Raw genomic sequence first — 21,456 nt, forward strand, 5'->3', positions numbered from 1 at the left:
GCGGGCACCCTTCCGGAGCCGGTCATGTCAGATGACGAGGACCCGGTTTGAGCGGTCCACGACCCATCCGCTAGGCTGGGCGAGGCCCTTCTGAGGGGCCGAAGCGGGGCATTGGCGCAGTTGGTAGCGCGCTTCCATGGCATGGAAGAGGTCAGGAGTTCGAATCTCCTATGCTCCACCAGAATCATCGAAAGGGTCGCCCACCGGGCGGCCCTTTCGGCGTTTGTGCTGCGGGTTCTGTCGAGCGCGGAGGTCAGGGAGTCCCACGACGTGCTGGGGCGGCCGCGTCACAGCGGCTCTGACGGGATCCTGAGCCCGGTTGGTACCGTGTCCGGCGTGGACCGGCCGTCAGCGCGATCAGGGTGTGTCGCGGCCCTGTGCGTCCTTGCTGCGGTGCATCTGATTGCGGTGACTTTCACGGCCCTCCCGCCCAATCGCTACAGCGAGTCCGTGACGCCGCACGCGGGATATCTCCAGCCCTACTTCGCCCAGAACTGGCGGTTGTTCGCTCCGTCGCCGGTCGCACAGGACCGCGAGGTGTTGTTCCAGGCTTCCTTCGCGGCAGACGATGGCAGTGCGCAGCGGTCGCCGTGGGTCAACTGGACAGAGGTCGAGCTCGACCTGATCCACCATCGGCTCATCGGCGGACGGGCCGGCTATGTCACCAACAAGCTCTACACACCACTGAGCCAGCGCTACCGCAGTCTGGGGACGGTGCAGAAGGGTGTCGCCGACGCCACGGACGAGACCGCGCCGCCGGACTGGCCCGCGTTGCGCGCTGCGATGGAGGGCGGGGGAGCAGATCCGGCCCGGGTCGCGGCCTTCCTGACGTACGAGCAGGCGACGGCCCGGTTGGCGACCGGGGTCGTGGCGGGTCGCTGGCCGGACCGGCGCCTGATCGCCGTGCGCTACAAGCTGCGGTCGCATCCGGTCGTGCCCTATGCCCAGCGATCGGGCTCGTCGGCCGAGCGTGCCGCGGCCCGCCCCCTCGCGACGGAGCGCACCAGCGGCTGGCGGTCGCCGACACCAGGCGGCGACGACGAGCGCCGGGCCATCGCCGCGTTCGACCGGAGGCACCGATGATCCGACGTGCCGCTGAGTGGCTGAGCGAGGACAAGCACTCGACCTACGGCCTGGCCGTGACCCGCATGATCCTGGGCTTCATCGTGGCGAGCCAGCTCGTGGTCAACTGGTTCGATCGCAGCTACACGTGGGGAGAAGGGGCCCGTTGGACTGAGCCCGTCGCCAGCTCGAAGTCCTGGCCGTCGTTCCTGGGACTGTACGAGCAGCTGGGGCCGGTCGGCTTCGATGTCGCGTACCTGCTGACGATCGTGTTCGCCACGCTGATGATGATGGGGTACCGGACGAGAGCGTCGATGGTCCTGACGCTCGTGCTGTGGATGAGCCTGTACGTCGCGAACCCGTTCGTCGGATCGGGCGGAGATGCCGTGCTGCGGATGGTCCTGCTGTACCTGTGCTTCACCGATTCCGGCCAGCGGTGGTCGGTGGATGCTCGGCTGCGCCGTCGACGTGGCGAGATCCGCCCGCTGGTGCCGTCCTGGCTCAGTGCCACGGTGCACAACCTGGCCATGATCCTGATCATCCACCAGGTCGTCATGGTCTACGTCGCCTCGGCGTTCTGGAAGCTGCAGAGCCCGGTCTGGAAGGACGGCAGTGCGGTCTACTACCCGCTGCAGACCGACGCCTACTCGCCGTGGCACGACTGGCTGCAGCCGATCTACGCCAACGGGGTGGTCATCTCGGGTGCGACCTACCTCGCGATCGTCGTCCAGCTTGTTCTTCCCCGTCCTGCTGATCTACCGCCCGACCCGGTTCGTGGCGCTGATCCTGATCACCGGGATGCACCTGGGCATCGGCATCTTCATGGGGATCTTGTACTTCTCGCTCGTCATGATCGCGGTCGACATGATTCTGGTCAGCGATGCCTCGTGGGTGCGTGCCGGAGCATGGGTCCGGGACAGTTGGTCCCGGCGCAAACCGGTTAGGCCTGCCCAATTGTGAAGTAGAACACGTGACGTTCGGCGTCATAGCCGGGACCTAGGTCCTGTGTGACCCCCGTTTTGTGGTTAAACTGGCGCGCAGCAGACTCCCATCTGCGACAGCCGTCACATACGCACTCCCATGCGTCCACAAAATGAATCAAGGAGTCACCCTCCATGAAGAACAAGCTCGCCAAGAACTCCCTGGCGGTCGGACTGGCGACCATGATCGTCACAGCCGGCCTCTCGTTCTCGGCCAACGGCGCGTCCACCACGCGTTGACGTGGCCCACTCGGAGGCCCGATTCCTCGCCGGAACGTCGGGTATCGCCGAGCTCACCAACGCTATCTCGAACGCGATCGAGGGTGAGTCCGCCGACTGCTCGACCGCCGACGTCAAGGCGGCCGACTGCAACGTCGTGGCCGAGAACAGCGATATCTCGCTGCCGCTCGGAGGACTCGCCTCGCTGAGCCTCGGAGCCGTCGACAACTACGCCGGGGCCCAGGGCACCGGCGCCTCCCGCGCATCCAGCGGCGTCATCGGCGACAACGGCTTCATCGACACCGACTACGACGGGCCCGACGGCTCGGTCACGGTGGGACTCAGCAACGGCTCCCTGACCGGGCCGATCGGCGACGCGCTCGCCGACGTCACAGCCCGGATCGGTGCGGTCAGTGGCCAGGCTGACGCCGACAAGAACGCGGTGACGACCGACTACAACATCGCCGGTGCCACGGTCGAGGCTGACCTGAAGATCCTCGAGACCATCAACACCCAGCTGGAGTCGGCACTGAGCGGCTACAACCTGCTCGGCACGCTCTCGGGAACTAACGAGATCACGTTGAGCGAGCTGTCGGAGCTGTTTCCCGACCGAGCTCGCTCCGCTGCTCGACGGACTGGGAGAGCTCACCTCGCTGATCGCCGACCTGACGATCACGTTCCCGAGCATCAACGACCTGACCTCTGCGCTGGCCGACTTCTCGGGTGGCGGCGTCACGATTGACGTCTCGACCGGCAAGGTCACCGTCGATCTCGAGGCGCTGTTGACCGACAAGGGTCTCGACATCAACAGCCTGCCGGCCAACACCGACCTGCTGGAGTACGTCCTGCCGGCCATCGCGACCGGCCTCGACGACATCGTCAGCGACCTGTTCGACACGATCATCGACGAGATCGTCAGCAAGACCAGCGTGACGGTCTCGCTGCTGAGCGGACTGGTCCCGCCCGTGACGCTGCAGGCGAGCACGCTCGGCGCTCTGCTCGACCCGCTGCGTGCGGGACTCACCGAGTTGCTCGGCACCCTGGGTGACGATGTCCTCGACCCGGTCCTGACCGCGCTGACGGCTGACAATGCCCTGGCCCAGGTCGCCCAGATCAAGGTCAACAACCCCGATCTGTACGGCGAAGACCTCGTGGCCGGCGATACCGCAGCCTCGGGCGAAGGCCCGGCGAAGTCGATCACGGCTCTGCGGGTCGAGCTGCTCGGTGGCGACCTCGCCGACATCCGACTGGGCAATGCGGTCGTCGTCCCCGACGACAACGCGGTCGTCTCCCGATGACGCCGATGCCGATGCTCAGGCCGATTCGACTGACGTGGACGCCGACGCCGATGCGGTGTCCGACGCTGACACGGATGCCGATGTGGACGCCGACGCTGACGCCGACACGGCGGCTGACGCGGTCGCCGACGCTGATGCCGATGCGAACGCTGATGCCGTCGCCGACGCAGACGCCCAGTCCGACGCCGACGTGACGCAGGCGCTGCCGGATGCAGGTGCGGGCCGCAACCTGCTGCCGTTCATGTTGCTGGGGCCTGGCCCTGGCGCTGTTCGGCGGAGGTGTCCTGCTCAACGAGAAGCGCCGGATCATGCAGTCGTGATCTCGCGTCACGAGTTCTGAACCAACTGCGCTGAACCGCTGCTGCCGGTGACCTCAGGTCATCGGCAGCGGCGCGTCCGGCACCTAGGATGGACGCGATGTCAGATGCGATGAGCGAGCCGCCGGTCACCCGGAGGTGGCAGCGCGGGCTCCTCCTGGCGCTGTCGCTCGTCGCGGTCGTCCACTCCGCTGTCCTGATGTTCTGGCTGGCGCCCTCGAGCCCCGTGCGCGACTCGATCGGCGAGAGCCGGTTGGAGACCTACGTCAATCCCTACTTCGGCCAGTCCTGGGGTGCGTTGGCGCCCAATGCGCAGTTCGTCGACGAGGCGTTCAGGTTCCGGGCGCACGTCGAGGACGACGAGACCGGCAAGAAGCGGGTGACCGAGTGGGTCGATGTCACGGACGAGGACTCGGCGGCCTTGCGGCACAGCCTCGATCCGGCACGGGTGCACACGATGGCTGGCGGAGCTCGCGACCAACCTGAACGGCGCGATGTACGGGCTCAGCGCCGAGCAGCGCAAGCCCGTCAAGACCAACTACATCTCGACACCCGTGAGCACGTTGGAGGGTCAGCCGCAGCGCAGGGCAACTATCCGGCGGTGCGCGCCTACCTGGCCTACGACCAGATGGCGACCCGATTCGCCTCGATGTACGCCAAGGCGCGATTCGGCGGAAAAGATCCTCGAGGTGCAGTACCTTGTCGGACGGCGCGCAGTGCCTGAACGTGGAGGGCGCGATGCCGTCACGGTGCAAGACGTGGACTACTCGTGGTTCGCCTTCGGCTACCGGCGGGCGTTCCAGGCGCCCTATGACGCTCAGGCAGCCTTCGACGCCTACGTGGAGAAGTGACGATGAGGGAGGGTGAGCCTGGTGCGTGACCTCGGACCTCGCCTGGTCGATGCCTGGTGCCGCCTGCTCGACCTGGTGCGCCGCTGGCTCGCCGGCGCCGAGAGCTGGCTGCTCTCCGAGCCACGAGCGCTGTACGGCGTGGCGGCCTGCCGCATTGGCATGGCCACGGCGGTGCTGGGCCTGCTTGTGACCAACTTCTCCACCCGTCAGGTCTGGGCCGGGCAGGCCTCGATCTGGGCCGAGCCCGCCAGGGCCATCAGCCAGTTCCCCGAGATCGCGCTCCTCGACGGCGTCAGCGGCGACGTCCTGACGTTGTTCTACCTCGTCACGATGCTCGCCGCGGTGCTGCTCCTGGTGGGCTGGCACGCCAAGGCCGCCAATGTCGTGACCCTGATCGGCTTCATCGCGATCGTCGCGCAGAATCCTGTCGTCGCCGACGAGAGCGACAACCTGATTCGGATCACCCTGCTGTGGTTGCTGCTGATGCAGTCGTCAGAACGCTGGTCGCTCGATGCCTGGCGTCGTGAGCGCCGCGGCAACGGCTCCGGTGGCGCGGCACGTGCTGCGCGCAGCAGCGAGGAGGTGCTGCCGGAGTGGCTCTCGCGGGGGCTGCACCACGTCGGACTGCTCGGGCTCGCGACCCCAGACGATCCTGCTGTTCATGGCGGGGGGCTCGACAAGGTGTCCCAGAAGGTCTGGCAGCAGGGCACGGCGTTGTACTCCACGATGCAGCTGCCCGAGTTCAGGCCGTTCCCGGGTCTGTCCGACCGGCTGTCGGGCAGCACGGTGCTGCTGGCACTGCTGACGTACGCGGTGCTGCTGACTCAGCTGTTCTTCGCACCGTTGCTGCTCAACCCGATCAGCCGGCGCATCGTCATCACGGCCACGATCGTGGTCAACGTGCTGGTCGCGGTGCTGCTGGCGCTGCCGTGGAGCTCGTTGGCGTGCCTGGCGCTGGTCGCGTTGTTCGTCTCGACCGAGAGCTACGCCCGCTTCGACGAGTGGCTGCGGGGGCTGTTCGCCCCGGTAGGCGACTGGTTCGCGCTGCGCGGCTACGACGTGCAGGACGCCTGGTTCGCGGTGGCCGACCGGACGGTCTACCCCGTCGGCGACTGGGTGCGATCCACGATCTTGAGGCGATGAGGATGAAGAAGAAGCTGATCGACCTGCTGCTGTTGCTGCTGGTCGCCGGCGGCGTCGTCGCCCTGGCGCTGGGCGTGATGATGTGGGGTGACGATCCGGCGGCCGAGGAGAAGGCACCGGCGGTGCCGAAGGTCGTCTACATGTCCACCGATGGCGTGGTGGCCAACATCGAGCGGCGGCTCGAGGGGCAGACCGGTTACGGGCTCAAGGCCAGGTGCCCCAAGAAGGTCGACGAAGCCGTGGGCACGACGTTCCGGTGCAGCGTGCGTCGTGACGGCCAGGATGACAAGATCGCGATCGCGACCGTCGAGATCAACGGCAAGGGCGGTCAGTTCACCTGGACCTCGGAGCCCTATCCGAAGCCTGCGGCGGGCTGACGGGTCCTCTCGACGGCTCAGACGCTCTGCGCGGCCACCCGGCGCCCTGACAGCACCAGGGCGACCACGGGATCGTCAGCACCGCGGCAGCGGCGTTGAGCGTCCCGAAGCCGCTGGTTGCCACGATGAGGCCGGCCAGCAGCCCGCCGAGGGCGCCGGCGAGGTTCATCACCAGGTCGGGACAGGCCTTGCACGACGGGACGGGCTGAGACCTGGAGCGAGGTGGTCAGCTGGCCGCGCCGGCGATGACGGAGGCGGACCAGCCGATGCCGAGCAGTGTCAGGCCGACCGTGATCTGTACCTCCGAGCTGCCGGACGTACCGGCGACGAAGACCGCGAGCAGCAGGATCGACTGACCCAGGAGGATCGTCCGGTCGGGGCCCCACCGGTCGCTGAGCCAGCCCATCACGGGGGACAGGGCGAACATGCCGGCGATGTGCAGGCTGATCGTCAGGCCGATGACCTCGAGTGCGGCACCGTGGCTCCTCCATGTGGACCGGCGTCAGTGCCATGACGGCGACCATGACGGCATGCGAGGACGCGATCGACCACATCGCCGTGAGGGTACGTCCATGGACGTGCGGCAGGGCTGCGCGGAGCCCGCGAGGTGCCGGCGCTGCATCCTTGTCGTGCACCAGCGGATCAGGTCGCAGCAGTGCGAGGGTCAACAGTCCGGCGATGGCGAAGGCGGCAGCCGAGAAGACCATGGGGCCGGCCAGGTCGGGGATGTTGATCGTCTGGGCGAAGGAGGCACCTGGTCCGGTGAGATTGGGACCGATCACGGCACCGATCGTGGTCGACCACACGACGATCGACAGGGATCGGCCGGTCTGTGCGGGTGCGGCACGGTCGACGGCGGCGAACCGTGATTGGAGGTTGGCGGCGGTGCTGCCGCCCGAACAGCACGAGTCCGAGCAGGGTGAGAGGCAGGGACTCGGCCTCGGCCCCGATGACCGTCACGAAAGCACCGAGCGCACCGGCCATCCAGCCCAACGTCAGGGCGGGGCGACGTCCGTGCCGGGCTGCGATCGATGACAGCGGCACGGTGAAGGCGGCCGCGCCGAGCGTCAGCATCACGACTGCCATGCCGGACCAGCCGGAGGAGCCGGTGATGTCCTTGATCAGCAGTGCACCGACAGCCAGGCCGGCTCCGTTGCCGATCCCGCCGACGACCTGCACCAGCACCAGGACCGAGACGATCCGCCGCTGAACAGGATCGACGACACCAGCAGGCTCACTCACCCCAGCAACCTACCGCCCATCAACCAAACCCAACCCCAAGGAACAAACTGAGACGGCTCTTTTATCTCAACCATGGGCCGAGCGAGCGAAGCGAGCGAAGGCCAAGCGGCCGGGCGCAGCCCGGAAAGCGGCGGAGCCGCGAGGCGGCGAAGCCGCCCCGCTTACCAAATACTCACTCGTTCCTCCGGATCCAGCCAGAGTCCGTCGTCGGCGGTCACGCCGAAGGCTTCGTAGAACGCGTCGATGTTGCGGACGACTTGGTTGCAGCGGAATTCTGGTGGTGAGTGCGGATCGACGGTGAGGCGGCGCAGGGTCTCGGCGGGACGGACCTTGGACTGCCAGGCCTGTGCCCAGGAGATGAAGAAGCGCTGGTCGGGGGTGAGCCCGTCGATGGGGTCGGCGGATGGCTGGGTGAGCCGGAAGGCCTGGTGGGCGATGCCGAGTCCGCCGAGGTCGCCGATGTTCTCGCCGATCGTGAGGGAGCCGTTGACGGTCTTGTCGTCGGCGCCGGCGGGGACAGGCCGTCGTACTGGGCGACGAGTGCGGAGGTGAGCTTTTCGAAGGACGCGCGATCGTCGTCGGTCCACCAGTTGCTGAGTGCGCCGGTGCCGTCGTAGTGGGAGCCCTGGTCGTCGAAGCCGTGGCCGATCTCGTGGCCGATGACTGCGCCGATGGCGCCGTAGTTGACGGCGTCGTCGGCGTCGGTGTGGAAGAACGGGGGCTGCAGGATCGCGGCCGGGAAGACGATCTCGTTCATCGTGGGGTTGTAGTAGGCGTTGACGGTCTGGGGCGTCATGTACCACTCGTCGCGGTCGATGGGGGACCCGATCTTGGCGAGTCGCGGTCGGTCGCGACGGCGATGGCGCGGCGCACGTTGCCGAGCAAGTCGTCGGGTGCGGTCTCGAGGGCGCTGTAGTCGCGGAACTCGTCGGGGTGACCGATCTTGGGGTTGAACGGAGCGGTCGGCTCTCGTGGGCGCGCTTCTGGTCTCCTGGCCATCCAGGGCAGGCCGGCGATGCTCTGCCGGTAGGCCTCGAGGAGGTTCTCGATCAGCTCGGTCATCCGCTCCTTGGAGGCGGGCGGGAACTCGGTGCGCACGTAGATCTTGCCGACGGCTTCGCCCATCGCTCCTTCGACGAAGCTGACGCCGCGCTTCCAGCGGGGCGGCCGGCGTCAGTCTGAGGGTGCGTCCGGTAGAGACACTCGAAGTTGGCGTTGACGAAGTCGCTCGACAGGTAGGGCGAGGCGCTGTGCACGACCTGCCAGCGCAGCCAGTCCTTCCAGGCGTCGAGCTCGGCGGGCACCAGGAGAGTCTCGAGGCCTTCGACGAACGAGGGCTGCGACACGACGACCTCGGCGAGCACCTGCGGGGCGACATGGGCGCCTTCGGACCAGGACGTCCAGCCGAAGGACGGCGCGAGAGTCTGCAGCCCGTCGCGGTCGAGCAGGTTGTAGGTCTTCTGGGCGTCGCGGCAGGCGACCCGGTCCCAGTGGAAGGACGCGAGGCGGGTTTCCAGGTCCATGATGCGGGCGGCGCGGCCAGCGGCGTCGTCGAGCCCGGCGAGTCCGAGGAGTGTCGTCAGGTGGGCGACGTACGCGGTGCGGATGTCGGCGGACTCGTCGTCGCGGTAGTACGACTCGTCGGGCAGGCCGATGCCGCCCTGGCTGAGGTGGTGATGTACCGGTCGGGGTTGCCGCGATCGGGTGCGATGTACATGCCGAAGCACCTGCCCACGCCCTGGCGGTCGAGGAGGCCGAGCACCTCGATGAAGGACGCGATGTCGTTGATGGAGTCGACCTGGTCGAGCTCGGCCTGCAGGGGTGCGGCGCCGAGCGCCTCGATGCGCTCCTCGGCCATGAAGCTGGCGTACAGGTCGCCGATCTTGCGCTGCTCGTCGTCCTGGGGCGCGTTGCTGGCGGCGGTGATGATCTCGAGGACCTTGGCCTCGGCCTCGTCGACGAGTGCGACGAACGAGCCGGCTGTGGCCCGGTCGGGCTTGATCTCGGCCGTGTCGAGCCAGGGCCCGTTCACGTGTCGGAACAAGTCGTCCTGCACGCGGACGTCGGGGGCGAACTGATTCATGTCGATGCCGTGGGTCACGCCAGTAGGCTACACAGGTGAGGCTAGACATATGAGCAAGAACATCCCGGTCCGACTGACCGTTGTCCGCACTGAGCAGATCGCGCCTTCCTTGCGCCGTGTCGTGCTGGGCGGGACCGGATTCGCCGACTTCGAGCGCAACCGGGCGGCCCTTCCGCAGACCTACACCGATCTCTACGCGAAGCTCGTGTTTCTCGCCGACGGATTCGACTATCCGCAGCCCCTCGACCTGGCCGAGGTCAAGGACACGATGCCGTCAGAGGCCTGGCCCGTGCTCCGCACCTACACGATCCGCTGGGTCGACGAGGCTGCCGAAGAGCTCGCGATCGACTTCGTCGTGCACGGAGATGAGGGCATCGCCGGCCCCTGGGCGGCACGCGCCCAGGCGGGGGACGAGATCCACCTGCGAGGTCCCAATGGCGGCTATGCCCCCGACCCGACGGCCGACTGGCACCTGTTCGTGGGCGACGAGTCGAGCATCCCGGCGATCAGCGCCTCGCTCGAGGCGCTGGGACCCGATGACCGGGCGGTCGCCTTCATCGAGGTGCACGGTCCCGACGACGAGCTGGAGCTGACGACTGCCGCTGACCTCGACCTGCACTGGTTGCACCGGGGCGACGCTGCCGCTGGTACGACGACGCTGCTCGACGACGCGGTGCGGGCCTGGCCGTGGCCAGCGGGTCGGGCGCAGGCCTTTCGTCCACGGCGAGTCCGCGCTGCTCAAGAGCGTGCGACCGTACGTCCTGAAAGATCAGGCCGTGGCCAGGGCCGACGTCTCGGTTTCGGCCTACTGGCGTCGGGGTGCGACCGAAGAAGGTTTCCGGGTCTGGAAGTCGCAGCAAACCGAGGCCGTCATGCGACCGGGCACGTCCTGACAGTCGGTGGACGGTAACCTCGTCGGGTGACTGAACTGCGCAACGTGGCCGTCATCCTTGCAGGTGGCACCGGAACACGGGTCGGACTGTCGATCCCCAAACAGCTCATCAAGATTGCCGGCAAGACGATCATCGAGCACACGATCGCCGCCTTCGAGGCATCGCCGTTGATCGACGAGATCGTCATCTTGATGACGCCGGGACACCTCGATCCGGTGCGTGCGATCGTCCAGAACGGCGGCTACGGCAAGGTCACCCAGATCGTCGAGGGCGGTCAGACCCGCAACGAGTCGACGAGTCGTGCGCTCGAGGCACTCGGCACCGACGAGTGCAACGTGCTGTTCCACGACGCCGTGCGCCCCCTGGTCTCGCAGACCATCATCGGCGACGTCGTCGCTGCACTGGCGACGCACCAGGCGGTCGACACCGCGATCCCGTCGGCCGACACGATCGTGCAGGTGCACGACGACCCGCACGCCGAGTCCGAGACGATCGAGGACGTCCTGCAGCGCCATCTGCTGCGCCGCGGCCAGACGCCCCAGGCGTTCCGGCTGTCGGTCATCCGCGAGGCGTACGCGCTGGCCTGGCAGGACCCCGACTTCACTGCCACCGACGACTGCACCGTCGTGCTGCGCTACCTGCCGCAGGTGCCGATCGCGGTGGTCATGGGGCATGAGCGCAACATGAAGGTCACCGAGCCGATCGACGTCTACATCGCCGACAAGCTTTCCAGCTGCAGTCGGCCGACACGCCTGACCAGCTGACCGACGAGCAGTACCGCGAGGCGCTGGCCGGCAAGACCATGGTCGTGTTCGGCGGTTCGTACGGCATCGGTGGCGACATCGCCGAGCTGGCTCGCGGCTTCGGCGCGAATGTCGGACGTTCTCGCGGTCGTCGACCAACACGCACGTCGACCGCCGCGAAGACATCGCCGCCGCTGCGCAGGCCGTGCTGAAGGACTGCGACTCGATCGACTTCGTCGTCAACACCGCGGGCGTCTTGGTCATCGAGGACCTGGCCGACACGACGGAGGAGACGATCTTCGCGGCCACCGAGATCAAGCTACCTCGCGCCGATCTTCATCGCGCAGGAGTTCTACCCGCACCTGGCCGCGTCAGGTGGATCGCTGCTGCTGTTCACGTCGTCGTCCTACACGCGTGGGCGTGGCGGCTACTCGTTGTACTCCTCGGCCAAGGCGGCTGTCGTCAACCTGACTCAGGCGCTCGCCGACGAGTGGGCTGGCGAGGTACGGGTCAACTGCGTCAACCCCGAGCGGACCGGCACGCCGATGCGCACCAAGGCCTTCGGCGAGGAGCCGGAGGGCACGTTGCTGAGCTCGATGGAGGTCGCCCGGCAGTCGCTCGACGTGCTGCTGGCCAACCAGACCGGGCACATCATCGACATCCGACGTGAGGACGGCCCCGCTGCGATCGGCGGCGGCAGCTGACGCTCGCCTCCTTCAGCAAGACGCCGCTGGGCCTGACGTTCGATGCGAACGTCAGGCCCAGCGGCGTTTGGTGCCTCAGTAGCAGCTGGAGGCGTAGTACTTCGAGACTTCCATCGACGCGTCGGTGTAGTCCTTCATCTTGTCGCTGAAGTCCTCGGCACCGGCGGCGGAGGGATCCTTCATCATGTCGAGGTATGAGCTCATGACCTCGACGTCATCCTTGAGGTCGGACGGTGCAGCGTCCTTGATCTTCGCGTAGGCCTTCTGCATGTCGGCGGCCATGTCCTTGATGTCATCGAGATCAGGCGTGCCGTCGGTGCTCGACAGCGAGTCCATGCTGATGTCCTGGAGGTTCTTCATCGCATCGCAGAACTCGCCGCCCTTGCCACCGACATCGGGCAGGTCGGACGCATCGGGCGTCGGGATCGTCGGGACGTCGTCCAGATCGCCGTCGTCGGTGCTGTCGCTGTCGCTGTCGCTGTCGTCGGAGTCGGTCGTCTTCGCCGCAACCGGTGTGTCGTCCTTGTCGTCGTCTCCACCGAACACCTTCGTCGCGCCGAACGCGACGCCGCCGATGAGCACGAGGACGACCGCGACCATGCCGGCCAGGACCCAGAAGTTGCGCTTGCTGGGCTCGGTGCCGGTTGGTGCAGCCGCACCGTAGGTCTGCGTGGCGTCGGTGGCCGGAGCGGGTGCCCAGCTCGGTGCCGCCGGCTGCTGCTGGGTGGCGTCGGAGACCGGAGCGGGCGCCCAGCTCGGCGCTGCGGGCTGCTGCTGGGTGGCGTCGGACGTCGGGATCGGCTGGGTCGGCTCGGCCGGCTGCTCGAGCGGGGTGAACGGCGCGACGACAGTCGGCTCGGGCTGCGCTGGTTGCTCGGCGACGGGCGGGGTCACCTGCGTCTCAGCCTCGTCGGCGGGTACCACGGGCTCAGCGGGGGTGACCGGCTCGGCTGGCTCGACGGGTGCCGGCTCGACGGGTGCTGCTTCGACGACCGGCTCGGCGGGAGTAACGGGCTGGGCGGGAGCGACGGGCTCGGCGGGAGCAACCGGGGCGGGCGGTGCCGGCGGCTGGACGGGCGGCTGGACCGCGGCCGCGGCCTGGGCGGCGGCGCGGGTCGACAGCGCCACGTTGGTGGCGGCGTCGCCGCGCTCGCTGAGCCACTGCAGCAGGCCGTCGTAGGCCGCCGGGTGAGCAGCAACCGAAGGCCAGGTGGCACGGTCGGCCTGGACGGCTCAGCGAGCCGTGCCGCGCTCGTGCGAGGGTCCTGTGCTTCGCGTATCAGATCTTCGGTTGCCATGGTGTTTCCTTCCCCGGGGAACCTCGTCTGCTGACGAGACGGAACCAGATTAGTGGGCCACGGCCGGGGCGGCTCGCTCGGTGCAGATTTTGCTCGGTCGGCGCGCCGTCGCTCCCACCAGCTGCAGCCGACCATGACGGCTGCGGCCAGGGCCCAGCCCGCCAGGATGTCGATGACGTAGTGCTCTGCGTAGTACACGAGCGCGAAGTGCCATGAGCAGCGGATAGATCATCAGCAGCCAGCGCCAGGAGCCCCGCAGACGTGCGACGGCGTACATCGCGATCAGCATCGCGAGCCCGGCGTGCAGCGATGGCATCGCCGCGACCGGGTTGCCGACCTTGGCCAGGACGAAGTGGAAGCTGCCGAGCCCGAGATCGTCCCAGCCGCGTCCGGTCAGCCGGGCGAGCGGCTCGGCGACGTAGCCTTCCTTGGAGGCCAGCCACGGCGGAGCCATGGGGTACAGGACGTAGATGACGAGCGCGGCGAAGTTGATCGCGACGTACCGGGTCATCCACGGCACCCACAGGGCACGGTCGCGCAGCCACAGCACGACGGCGATCGTCAGACCGGCGACGAAGTGCGTGTAGTAGACCGTCGTGAGCACCAGGTCGTACCAGCGCGGCGGCGACGGCTGGTGCACGGGTCGGCGCACAAGGCCTCCTGCAACCGGGTGGTCGGCAGCTGGCCGCCGCCGATCCACTCGTCGAAGCGGATCGGCATGGTCCAGTGCACCGGCAGCTTGATCAGCTCGTCCGACAGGCCACGGCTGTACAGGTAGAGGACCAGCAGGGCGAAGGCCGGCCACCAGTCGCGCAGAAACGTCAGGTGCGAACGCCACGGCGCGCGGATGTTGAAGGCGATCGTCGCCAACCAGAGCCAGGCAAACAGCCGGTAGGGGTCTTTCGGGATGCCGAAGTTGATGAAGAACACCACGAACACCGCCGCGTAGACCGCGAGGGCGGGGCCCCGCCACGCCCATGGAGTCGTGGGAGCCTTCGGCTGGGTCTGCACGGTCATGGGCAGTCCTTCACGTCCGCGAGGGTGCGGGTCTCGTCGCGGACCAGCCAGATCGTCCGTCCGCAGATCTCGGCCACCTCGCGGTAGTGCTGGTCGAGGGCCTCATGGGTGCGGGCCGGGTCGGAGATGCCCCACGAGTCGATGCCGGACCAGTCGACGAACCAGGTCGGTCGATCCGGTCCGGTCAGCACGCCCTCCATGGTCGACAGGTCGGGGTCGAGAGTGCGCACGGGAAGACTCCACAGGTAGGGGTAGGGGCTCGCCATCTCGGCATTGCCCAGGACGTTGGGCTGCCCGTAGGCGACGACGGCGGTGTCACCAGGGTGGCCGGACTGCTTCAGCCAGGTGCCGACGATCTTCGCATCAGACCCGTCACGCGGAGGGGAGATGACGGTGAAGGCCAGGTTGGCCACCGTGGCAGCCAAGGTCAGGCCGGCGACGGCGTACCGCACCCGGGGATGGGTGACCGGTGCCAGCAGACCGGCCGCGAGTGCTGAGGCCGGGACCAGCTGGGTCAGGTAGTCGGGCCCAGTAGCTGCCACCGAGGATCGCGGCCCCGGAGACGAAGGCGATGACGCCGAGCGTCGCCAGCACAGCGGGATCGCGACGGCGCAGGCCGTGCCACACCGTCAGGACGGCGATCGCAGCCAGCCCGCTGACGGCCCAGGTGCCGAGCAGGATCCAGAGCCGGTCGGTCGTCGCGCTGCTCGCCGAGGAACGGATGACCTCGCCGGCGTCGGCCCGGAACGTCACGAGCGCGTCGAACAGGTCGCCGGGCGTCGTGCCCCTGGCCGATGCGGCCAGCAGTGCTGCTCCGATGCCGGCGGCAAGGCCCGTGAGTCCGGCGGCCAGCACCAGCAGACAGTGACGACGTCGTTCGGGTCGCTGCCATGCGACGACCGCTGCCAGCACGACAGCGAAGACGAGGCCGTCCACGATCGTCTGCTTGATCAGCACGGCGCCAGCGGCCAGCACGCCAGCGGTCATGGCGTAGAGCCACGACCGGCGATCTGGTCTGAGCAGCGCCTGCGCGGCCAGCGCGATGCCCCACGCGACGAAGGGCGATGCCAGCATCTCGCCATTGGTGCGGGGCACGCCGAACCAGTGCGCGGTGCTGAAGAGTGCTGCAGCGCTGGCGGCCCACATCGCGGCGCGAGAACCACTGATGACGAAGGCGGCGCGGGTCACACCGAGCACCATCAGGACCGAGGCGAGCAGGCCGATCAGCCGCAAGGCGGTGAGATTGCCAGCGAAGCTCCATGATCCAGATCAGCAGGGGCGGTCGGTCGACCCAGTACTCGCCGTACAGCCACGGCCCGTGGTCCCAGGAGTCGCCGACGATCAGGAAGCCGGCCTCGTCCCGGCCGGCCGGTTGGCCCAGGTACAGCAGCCGGACGGCCACCATGAGGACGAGCACGCCGAGGACGCATGGCACCAGCCGTGGCCTGAAACGTCCCTCGGGAGTCGCCGACATTGGCTCTACGGACCTGTGGCGCCGGCGGCCTGCCGTTCGGCCCAGGCGGTGTCGCGCAGCGCGATGGCGTCCTCGCAGGCCGCGATGAACCGTGCCGTCGCGACGCCGGGCGTCGGATCACCGAGGTAGTGCTCAACCAGGGCCGCTCGGGCGGCGGCAGTGGGGTCGGACGTCAGCTGCTCGGCCACGACGGCCTTGAAGTCGTCGTGCGGTGCGAGCAGCGGGACAGTGTCCATCAAGGCGCTGGGCGGATACGGAACGGCCGGGGTAGTGACCAGCAGCGGCTTGCCGGTCGGCAGCCAGTTGAGGGTCACGGCGGAGACGTCGGTCACCAGCACGTCGGCGTCGGCGAACGACTGCTCGAGAGGGACGTCGGTGTCGACCCGATCGGCGAGCTCGCGGACCCGGGCGTCTGCCGCAGCGTACGACGGTCGGATGACGCCGTTGAGCGGATGTGGGCGGTAGACGACCCGGTAGGTGCCCGACAGCGCCTGGACGAGCGCTGCGCCATGGGTCTCGAGCGAGCCGTACGAGACGGACGGCTGCGAGGCCTCCCACGTCGGGGCGTAGAGCACGGTGCTGCGGGTCGGATCTGGCGACGGGCTGACAGGGGCGGTCCCGTCGGCTTGCGGCTGGCCGATCAGGACGCTGCGGGCAGCTGCGTCGTACAACATGACGGCCGATGCGGTGCGCTCGAGCGCGGCCCGCCCGGCCAGGAAGCACAGGTCATATGCCTTGACCTGGTTGGAGACCGAGACGCCCTTGTCGCTGTCGCCGTGGCCGAGGTAGACGTGCACCATCGACGTGAAGCGCAGGCTCTCGAAGTTGATCGGGTCGTGGTTGACGTACAGCACGAGCTTGACGTCAGACAGGGCGAGGATCTCGTCGAGCTGGCCGTAGCGGGCCAACGTCACGCAGTCGAGCCCGGTCTCGTCGCGCACGATCTGGGCGGTGCGGGAGTCTTTGAACACCACGACGATGCGATGGCTGGCGTCGAGCGCCGTGAGCGCGTGGTACCAGGGGCGCAGCTGGTAGAGGCTGTCGAGCGTCGTCGGGAAGTACAGCATGATCTGCTGCTCGAAGGGACGGCCGAGGCGGGCCTCGTCGGTCAGCTTGTCGGGCATCCCGGACGGCAGGAAGCGGGAGCGTCGTAGCCGGGCGATGGCCCACAGCCGGGCGCGGTGGACGAGCCCGACGCGCGCGTCAGAGGCCATGATCGTCCAGGGGCCTTCCCTCGCGGAAGTGCGGTGCGAGCTTGTTGTCGAACATGCTGAGCGCCGAACCGATCGCCATGTGCATGTCGAGGTACTGGTAGGTGCCCAGCCGGCCGCCGAACAGCACGTTCTTCTCGCCCTTCGCGAGCTCGCGGTAGGCCAGCAGCCGTTCGCGGTCCTGGGGCGTGTTGATCGGGTAGTACGGCTCGTCAGCGTGCTCAGCGGCGCGGGAGTACTCGCGCATGATGACGGTCTTGTCGGTCGGGTAGTCGCGTTCGGGGTGGAAATGCCGGAACTCGTGGACCCGCGTGTGCCGGATGTCGGTGTCGGCGTAGTTCATGACCGTCGTGCCCTGGAAGTCGCCGATCGGTAGCACTTCGGTCTCGAAGTCGAGCGTGCGCCACGACAGGTCACCGTGCGCGAAGTCGAAGTAGCGGTCGACGGGGCCGGTGTACACGATCGGTGTCGTGCCGACCGTCGCCTGCTTGTTGAACGGCTGCGACTCGTCGAAGAAGTCGGACTCCAACGTCACCGTGATGTGCGGATGATCGGCCATCCGCTCCAGCCACGCGGTGTACCCGTCGGTCGGCAGACCCTCGTAGGTGTCGGAGAAGTAGCGGTTGTCGTACGTGTAGCGGACCGGCAGCCGGCTGATGATGTCGGCGCCGAGCTCGCGCGGGTCGGTCTGCCACTGCTTGGCGGTGTAGCCCTTGATGAATGCCTCGTACAGGGGCTGGCCGACCAGGGAGATCGCCTTCTCCTCGAGGTTGGTCGGTGCGTGGGTCAGCAGCGCTGCCTGCTCGGTGACCCAGGCGCGGGCCTCGGCGGGGGAGTACGCCGCCCGCTGGAACTGGTTGATCGTGCCCAGGTTGATCGGCATCGGGAACACTTCGCCGCGATACGTCGTGTAGACCCGGTGCTGGTAGGGCGTGAACGTCGTGAACTGGTTGACGTACTCCCACACCCGTTGGTTCGACGTGTGGAACAGGTGGGCGCCGTAGCGATGCACCTCGATGCCGGTCTCGGGCTCGGCCTCGCTGTAGGCGTTGCCGCCGATGTGGGGCCGGCGGTCGATGATCTGGACCTTGAGGCCCAGCGCGGGCGCAGCGGTCGGCGATCGTCAGGCCGAAGAAGCCGGAGCCGACGATCAGCAGGTCGGCCGTCATGCGGCGTCACCGCTCTTGCGGGCCGGCACGTCGGCCGGGTCCATGGGACGCCACGACGTGTCGCGCCACAGTGCCCGGTTGGCCCGGAAGCCGCGAACCAGGTCGCCGACGCCCTTGAGCGTGTGCTGCACGACGACGAGGCGGAACACCTCTTTGCCCAGGGTCAGAGCGGTGCCGAGACCGAAGCCGATGCGGTTGAGCTGCCGTACTCGGCGAAGTACTTGCCGACGTAGGCGCGGTTGCGGATCACGTGGAAGCGGAACAGCGGGCTGCCGTCGTTGAGGTGCCGGATGCCGAGGTTGACCTGCTTCTGCTCGCGCTTGCGCTTCAGGACGAATGCGTCGACGTAGACGACGTCGGTGTGCTGGGGCGGCGAGCCAGGCATAGGCGGCATCGTCCCACGAGATGAAGAAGCGGGGATCGGGCAGGCCGATCGTGCGCACGATGTCGGCGCTGATCAGCATTCCCTCGAACGTCCCGGAGTTGGTGACCGCATAGCCCTCGCGGCCGAACTGCTTGCCGCTGTAGGGCAGGGGCACGCCGAGGAACTCGTTGAACTTGGCCTGCCAGTAGAACGGTGAGCCGTCGAAGTCGTAGCGGCGTCCGTGGATGACCTTTGAACCGCTGCATCCACGGCGCGAACTGCTCGATCGCGTCGGGCAGGATCTCGACGTCGTCGTCCATGAGCCAGACCCAGTCGGCGCCGTGCTCGAGGGCGACCTTGGTGCCTTCGCTGAAGCCGCCGGAACCACCCGTGTTGGTGTCGAGCCGGTGGTTGACCAGGACACCCTCGGGGAAGAGGGCCGTCGCCTTCGCAATGACGTCCTGCGTGTCGTCGGTGCTGGCGTTGTCGACCACGACGATCCGAAACGGCGGAGTGTCCATCGTGGCGGCGCTTGCGAGCAGCTTCTTCGAGGAACGTCGATCGGTTGTACGTCACGATCGCGATCGCGATCTTCCCGGGAGCCGAAGTCACTTCGCGATCTTACCGTGCGGCGCACGGCTCGTCCCTCACCGCTCCAGCGGCTCGTCCCTCGCCGCTGCCGGGCTGCGCCCGGGCGCCAGGCCTTCGCTGCGCTCGGCCCCATGGCTGGGTCCGGGCTACCGCCGTGACCCCGGGAACGTCCAGACTGGTCGGGTGACCGCGATCTTCGACCTGACCTTTCTCCTGGTCGTCCTGTTCCCCGGCACGATCGCGGTCGTGGCAGGCATGGCGGCCGTGACCCGTCTCAGCACTCTTCGAGCCCCTCGACGCAATCGGGACCTCTTGCGGGTCGCTGCCTACGGCTCGGCCGGAACCTGCGCTGTGGCCAGCCTGGTGACGTTCTCGATCTGGTTCTGGTCGTTCGACGCCGCCGACACCCCGGCCGGGGTGTCGCTGGCGGTCGAACGGGCGATCAACCTGGGACAGGCGATCACCGGCGGAACCTTCGTTGCCGCCATGGTGGTTGCTGTGGCCAGCGTGGTGATCGAGCGGCGCGCCGCAGCGTCATCCAGATCGAGGTCTGGAGCCCACGATCTCGATGACGCAAAGGGCGTCACGCGTCGGTGACGGGGATCTCGCTGGTGGAGTGTCCGTCGCGGTAGTCGGCCCGATCGGCCTCAGAGCGGGCGATCATGGCGTCGATCGAGGCGCTGAACGATGCAAGCGTGCGGGCCTCCTGGGGCCCGAGCAGGTAGGTCGCCAGCGCTGCCCGAGCGGGCGCCTGCTGATCGGGCACCGCTCGGGTCACCAGGTCGATGAACTCGGCGATGCCGCGGCCGTCGCGCCCGATCGTCGTGCCGGCCCCCGTCGACGGGTACTCGGCGCGGAACGTCTCGTCGTCGAGGTCGGTGTGGTTGAACACCGCGTAGGGCTTCTCGCTGGCCAGGAAGTCGCTGACGACGCTGGAGATGTCGGTGACGAGCGCAGCCGAGCGGTTGAACCACTCGTTGATGGGTCCGCCCTTGACGACGCGATGGTCGATGCCGGTGGATGCGGACGCGTCGTCGAGGAGGTTCGCGATCTGGCGCAGCACCGCGCGGTACTTGGCATCGCGCTGTCCCGTGAACGGGTGGGCCTTGAACACGACCCTGATGGGCGGCTGCGCTGCGAGCAGCGCCTTGACGACCTTGACCCCCACCGCTGAGACGGACGAGTACTCCTGGTCGAGGTTGACGCCCTCCCAGGTCGGCGCGTAGAGGACGGTGGGCACGCCCTCGTCGGCCAGCAGGGGAGTCCGGGCGATGGCGTGCACCTGCGGACGACCGACGAAACGGTACTGGTCCTCGTGGATGCCGAGTCCGGAACGCCGGTAGCGGTCGGCGCCGGCCTCGCCGGCGACCCACAGCTCGTCGTAGGCCCGGGAGAACGGGTTGTTGGAGGCGCTCTTGTCGCTGTCGCCGTGGCCGATGAACGCGCTCATCAGGGTCGGCAGCCGCAGCAGGTGGATGTTGTTGCCGGTGTTGGACGGGTACAGCGCGATGCCGGCCGACGAGAAGTCGAGCATCAGCAGCTCGCCGGGATCCTTGAGCGCGAGGATCGGGATCGGGGTCGACGCGACCTTGCTGAACAGCGGCTGGTCGCGCAGCACGATGAAGACCCGACGGTCGAGGGCTTCGAGGCTCTCGAGCCAGGTGTTGATCTGGTAGCTGGCCGCCTCGGGCCCGCTCAGGTGCACGACGACCTCAGGCTGGTAGCTGTCGAGGAAGTCCTGGATCTGACGCAATGGCCCCGTGAACCCGGTCGCCCGCTTCTGCTGACGCATGCGCCACGACGCCTGCGCGTCAGGGATCGTGACGCTCGCGAGCACTGCGATGCCCACGAGGCTCGTCAGCAGGACGGCGATCCACGGCGAGCCGAGCAGCGCCGGCACGAGCACGATCAGCTGGGTGGCCCACAGCTCGACGGTGCGGCGCGGCGGGGCGTCGTCGATGCGCGGCGAGCCGGGGATGTTGCGGGTCTCCATGGGCTTCAGGGGACCGACGAGACGGTACTCCTCGTGCAGGGCGCGTCCGCACAGCACGAGGGTGTAGATCACGGCCATGGCAGCGAACACCCCCCACGCGGCCCGGCTGTCGACCTGCTCGGTGGCGACCAGGCCGACGATGACTCGCAGCGCGAACCGCATCGGCACGCCGAAGGAGGCCTGGTTCAGCAGGAGGGAGGCGCTGGACGGTCGGCGCTCAACGACGAGCTCGCCGCACACCGAGATCGCGAGCAGCACCAGCGCGCCGATCTCGAGCTCGAGGACGGCGCAGACCAGCGCAAGGAACAGGGTCCCGACAGACAGGACGAAGCCGCGAAGCTCCTGCGTCTTGCCCAGCCGGGACAGGGCAGCAGCAGCTGCGCGAGCGGGCGAGACCATAGGCGCGAAATTATCACGCCACGCTTCG

The 21,456-nt window shown here is 68.0% G+C and carries 25 protein-coding genes, 1 tRNA gene and 3 pseudogenes; 15 read left to right on the forward strand and 14 right to left on the reverse strand.

Features of this window, described 5'->3' with window-relative positions; genetic code table 11:
* Window positions 1-105 precede the first annotated feature (105 nt).
* From ACHMWU_RS01320 to ACHMWU_RS01360, 9 genes are all read left to right on the forward strand, one after another.
* Window positions 106-181, forward strand: a tRNA-Ala gene (locus ACHMWU_RS01320).
* Between the two features lie 269 nt (window positions 182-450).
* Window positions 451-1,083 (forward strand): DUF5819 family protein, encoded by a 633-nt coding sequence (locus tag ACHMWU_RS01325; protein WP_396041329.1) that lies wholly within the window; start codon window positions 451-453, stop codon window positions 1,081-1,083.
* Window positions 1,080-2,006: an HTTM domain-containing protein gene (locus tag ACHMWU_RS01330; RefSeq protein ID WP_396041331.1), complete on the forward strand. Its 927-nt coding sequence runs from the start codon at window positions 1,080-1,082 to the stop codon at window positions 2,004-2,006. Before ACHMWU_RS01325 ends, ACHMWU_RS01330 begins: the two co-directional genes overlap by 4 nt.
* 277 nt (window positions 2,007-2,283) lie before the next feature.
* Window positions 2,284-3,003 carry a choice-of-anchor G family protein gene (locus ACHMWU_RS01335; RefSeq protein WP_396041333.1) on the forward strand — a complete coding sequence of 240 codons (720 nt, stop codon included), beginning with the start codon at window positions 2,284-2,286 and terminating at the stop codon, window positions 3,001-3,003.
* A gap of 40 nt (window positions 3,004-3,043) precedes the next feature.
* Window positions 3,044-3,559, forward strand: a complete 516-nt coding sequence (locus ACHMWU_RS01340) for a hypothetical protein (protein ID WP_396041335.1) — start codon at window positions 3,044-3,046, stop codon at window positions 3,557-3,559.
* 34 nt (window positions 3,560-3,593) lie between these two features.
* Window positions 3,594-3,899, forward strand: a complete 306-nt coding sequence (locus tag ACHMWU_RS01345; RefSeq protein ID WP_396041337.1) for a hypothetical protein — start codon at window positions 3,594-3,596, stop codon at window positions 3,897-3,899.
* 77 nt (window positions 3,900-3,976) lie between these two features.
* Entirely contained in the window at window positions 3,977-4,600 is a 624-nt protein-coding gene (locus ACHMWU_RS01350) for a DUF5819 family protein (RefSeq protein ID WP_396041339.1), read from the forward strand.
* 148 nt (window positions 4,601-4,748) lie between these two features.
* Entirely contained in the window at window positions 4,749-5,870 is a 1,122-nt protein-coding gene (locus tag ACHMWU_RS01355; protein ID WP_396041341.1) for an HTTM domain-containing protein, read from the forward strand.
* 2 nt (window positions 5,871-5,872) lie between these two features.
* Complete coding sequence (locus ACHMWU_RS01360) at window positions 5,873-6,247, forward strand: hypothetical protein (protein ID WP_396041343.1); 375 nt, start codon at window positions 5,873-5,875, stop codon at window positions 6,245-6,247.
* 226 nt (window positions 6,248-6,473) lie between these two features.
* Here the strand turns inward: ACHMWU_RS01360 and ACHMWU_RS01365 are convergent, their stop codons facing one another.
* The 3 genes and pseudogenes from ACHMWU_RS01365 to ACHMWU_RS01375 form a co-directional block, all read right to left on the reverse strand.
* The gene (locus ACHMWU_RS01365; RefSeq protein WP_396041345.1) at window positions 6,474-6,674 is read right to left on the reverse strand and encodes a hypothetical protein; all 201 of its coding nucleotides are present in this window, start codon (window positions 6,672-6,674) and stop codon (window positions 6,474-6,476) included.
* Window positions 6,675-6,889: 215 nt separating this feature from the next.
* Entirely contained in the window at window positions 6,890-7,489 is a 600-nt protein-coding gene (locus tag ACHMWU_RS01370) for a hypothetical protein (RefSeq protein ID WP_396041347.1), read from the reverse strand.
* A 161-nt stretch (window positions 7,490-7,650) separates the two neighbouring features.
* Window positions 7,651-9,572 (reverse strand): annotated as a pseudogene (locus tag ACHMWU_RS01375) (M13 family metallopeptidase).
* Window positions 9,573-9,621: 49 nt separating this feature from the next.
* Between ACHMWU_RS01375 and ACHMWU_RS01380 the strand changes: the two are divergent.
* From ACHMWU_RS01380 to ACHMWU_RS01400, 5 genes and pseudogenes are all read left to right on the forward strand, one after another.
* Window positions 9,622-10,272 (forward strand): annotated as a pseudogene (locus ACHMWU_RS01380) (siderophore-interacting protein); the annotation flags it as partial.
* Between the two features lie 46 nt (window positions 10,273-10,318).
* Window positions 10,319-10,465: a hypothetical protein gene (locus ACHMWU_RS01385; protein WP_396041818.1), complete on the forward strand. Its 147-nt coding sequence runs from the start codon at window positions 10,319-10,321 to the stop codon at window positions 10,463-10,465.
* A gap of 26 nt (window positions 10,466-10,491) precedes the next feature.
* Window positions 10,492-11,229, forward strand: coding sequence for a 2-C-methyl-D-erythritol 4-phosphate cytidylyltransferase (locus ACHMWU_RS01390; RefSeq protein WP_396041349.1), 738 nt, complete (start codon window positions 10,492-10,494; stop codon window positions 11,227-11,229).
* A gap of 38 nt (window positions 11,230-11,267) precedes the next feature.
* A complete protein-coding gene (locus ACHMWU_RS01395) occupies window positions 11,268-11,420 on the forward strand; it encodes a hypothetical protein (protein ID WP_396041351.1) in 153 nt (50 codons plus the stop codon).
* 171 nt (window positions 11,421-11,591) lie between these two features.
* Window positions 11,592-11,912 carry an SDR family oxidoreductase gene (locus ACHMWU_RS01400; RefSeq protein WP_396041819.1) on the forward strand — a complete coding sequence of 107 codons (321 nt, stop codon included), beginning with the start codon at window positions 11,592-11,594 and terminating at the stop codon, window positions 11,910-11,912.
* Between the two features lie 75 nt (window positions 11,913-11,987).
* Here the strand turns inward: ACHMWU_RS01400 and ACHMWU_RS01405 are convergent, their stop codons facing one another.
* The 10 genes and pseudogenes from ACHMWU_RS01405 to ACHMWU_RS01450 all read right to left on the reverse strand — a co-directional run bounded on the left by ACHMWU_RS01405 (window position 11,988) and on the right by ACHMWU_RS01450 (window position 18,966).
* On the reverse strand, window positions 11,988-13,040 hold the full coding sequence (locus ACHMWU_RS01405) for a hypothetical protein (RefSeq protein WP_396041353.1): 1,053 nt from the start codon (window positions 13,038-13,040) through the stop codon (window positions 11,988-11,990).
* Window positions 13,041-13,259: 219 nt separating this feature from the next.
* Complete coding sequence (locus ACHMWU_RS01410) at window positions 13,260-13,814, reverse strand: phosphatase PAP2 family protein (RefSeq protein WP_396041355.1); 555 nt, start codon at window positions 13,812-13,814, stop codon at window positions 13,260-13,262.
* A complete protein-coding gene (locus tag ACHMWU_RS01415; RefSeq protein ID WP_396041356.1) occupies window positions 13,772-14,227 on the reverse strand; it encodes a hypothetical protein in 456 nt (151 codons plus the stop codon). The genes ACHMWU_RS01410 and ACHMWU_RS01415 overlap by 43 nt, the downstream gene beginning before the upstream one ends.
* Window positions 14,224-14,640 carry a hypothetical protein gene (locus ACHMWU_RS01420; protein ID WP_396041357.1) on the reverse strand — a complete coding sequence of 139 codons (417 nt, stop codon included), beginning with the start codon at window positions 14,638-14,640 and terminating at the stop codon, window positions 14,224-14,226. Before ACHMWU_RS01420 ends, ACHMWU_RS01415 begins: the two co-directional genes overlap by 4 nt.
* Complete coding sequence (locus ACHMWU_RS01425; protein WP_396041358.1) at window positions 14,600-15,460, reverse strand: hypothetical protein; 861 nt, start codon at window positions 15,458-15,460, stop codon at window positions 14,600-14,602. Before ACHMWU_RS01425 ends, ACHMWU_RS01420 begins: the two co-directional genes overlap by 41 nt.
* Window positions 15,461-15,706: 246 nt before the next feature.
* Window positions 15,707-16,915: a CDP-glycerol glycerophosphotransferase family protein gene (locus ACHMWU_RS01430; protein ID WP_396041359.1), complete on the reverse strand. Its 1,209-nt coding sequence runs from the start codon at window positions 16,913-16,915 to the stop codon at window positions 15,707-15,709.
* Window positions 16,905-18,081 (reverse strand): annotated as a pseudogene (glf, locus tag ACHMWU_RS01435) (UDP-galactopyranose mutase). Before glf ends, ACHMWU_RS01430 begins: the two are co-directional and overlap by 11 nt.
* Window positions 18,078-18,230 (reverse strand): hypothetical protein, encoded by a 153-nt coding sequence (locus ACHMWU_RS01440; protein WP_396041360.1) that lies wholly within the window; start codon window positions 18,228-18,230, stop codon window positions 18,078-18,080. Before ACHMWU_RS01440 ends, glf begins: the two are co-directional and overlap by 4 nt.
* A 14-nt stretch (window positions 18,231-18,244) precedes the next feature.
* Window positions 18,245-18,466 (reverse strand): hypothetical protein, encoded by a 222-nt coding sequence (locus ACHMWU_RS01445; RefSeq protein WP_396041361.1) that lies wholly within the window; start codon window positions 18,464-18,466, stop codon window positions 18,245-18,247.
* The gene (locus ACHMWU_RS01450; RefSeq protein ID WP_396041362.1) at window positions 18,409-18,966 is read right to left on the reverse strand and encodes a glycosyltransferase; all 558 of its coding nucleotides are present in this window, start codon (window positions 18,964-18,966) and stop codon (window positions 18,409-18,411) included. Before ACHMWU_RS01450 ends, ACHMWU_RS01445 begins: the two co-directional genes overlap by 58 nt.
* Before the next feature lie 253 nt (window positions 18,967-19,219).
* Between ACHMWU_RS01450 and ACHMWU_RS01455 the strand changes: the two genes are divergently transcribed.
* The gene (locus tag ACHMWU_RS01455; protein WP_396041363.1) at window positions 19,220-19,633 is read left to right on the forward strand and encodes a hypothetical protein; all 414 of its coding nucleotides are present in this window, start codon (window positions 19,220-19,222) and stop codon (window positions 19,631-19,633) included.
* Here the strand turns inward: ACHMWU_RS01455 and ACHMWU_RS01460 are convergent.
* Entirely contained in the window at window positions 19,620-21,428 is a 1,809-nt protein-coding gene (locus ACHMWU_RS01460) for a CDP-glycerol glycerophosphotransferase family protein (protein ID WP_396041364.1), read from the reverse strand. The genes ACHMWU_RS01455 and ACHMWU_RS01460 overlap by 14 nt on opposite strands.
* Window positions 21,429-21,456 lie beyond the last annotated feature (28 nt).

Source organism: Aeromicrobium sp. UC242_57, from assembly GCF_044452305.1.
Taxonomy (GTDB): Bacteria; Actinomycetota; Actinomycetes; order Propionibacteriales; family Nocardioidaceae; genus Aeromicrobium.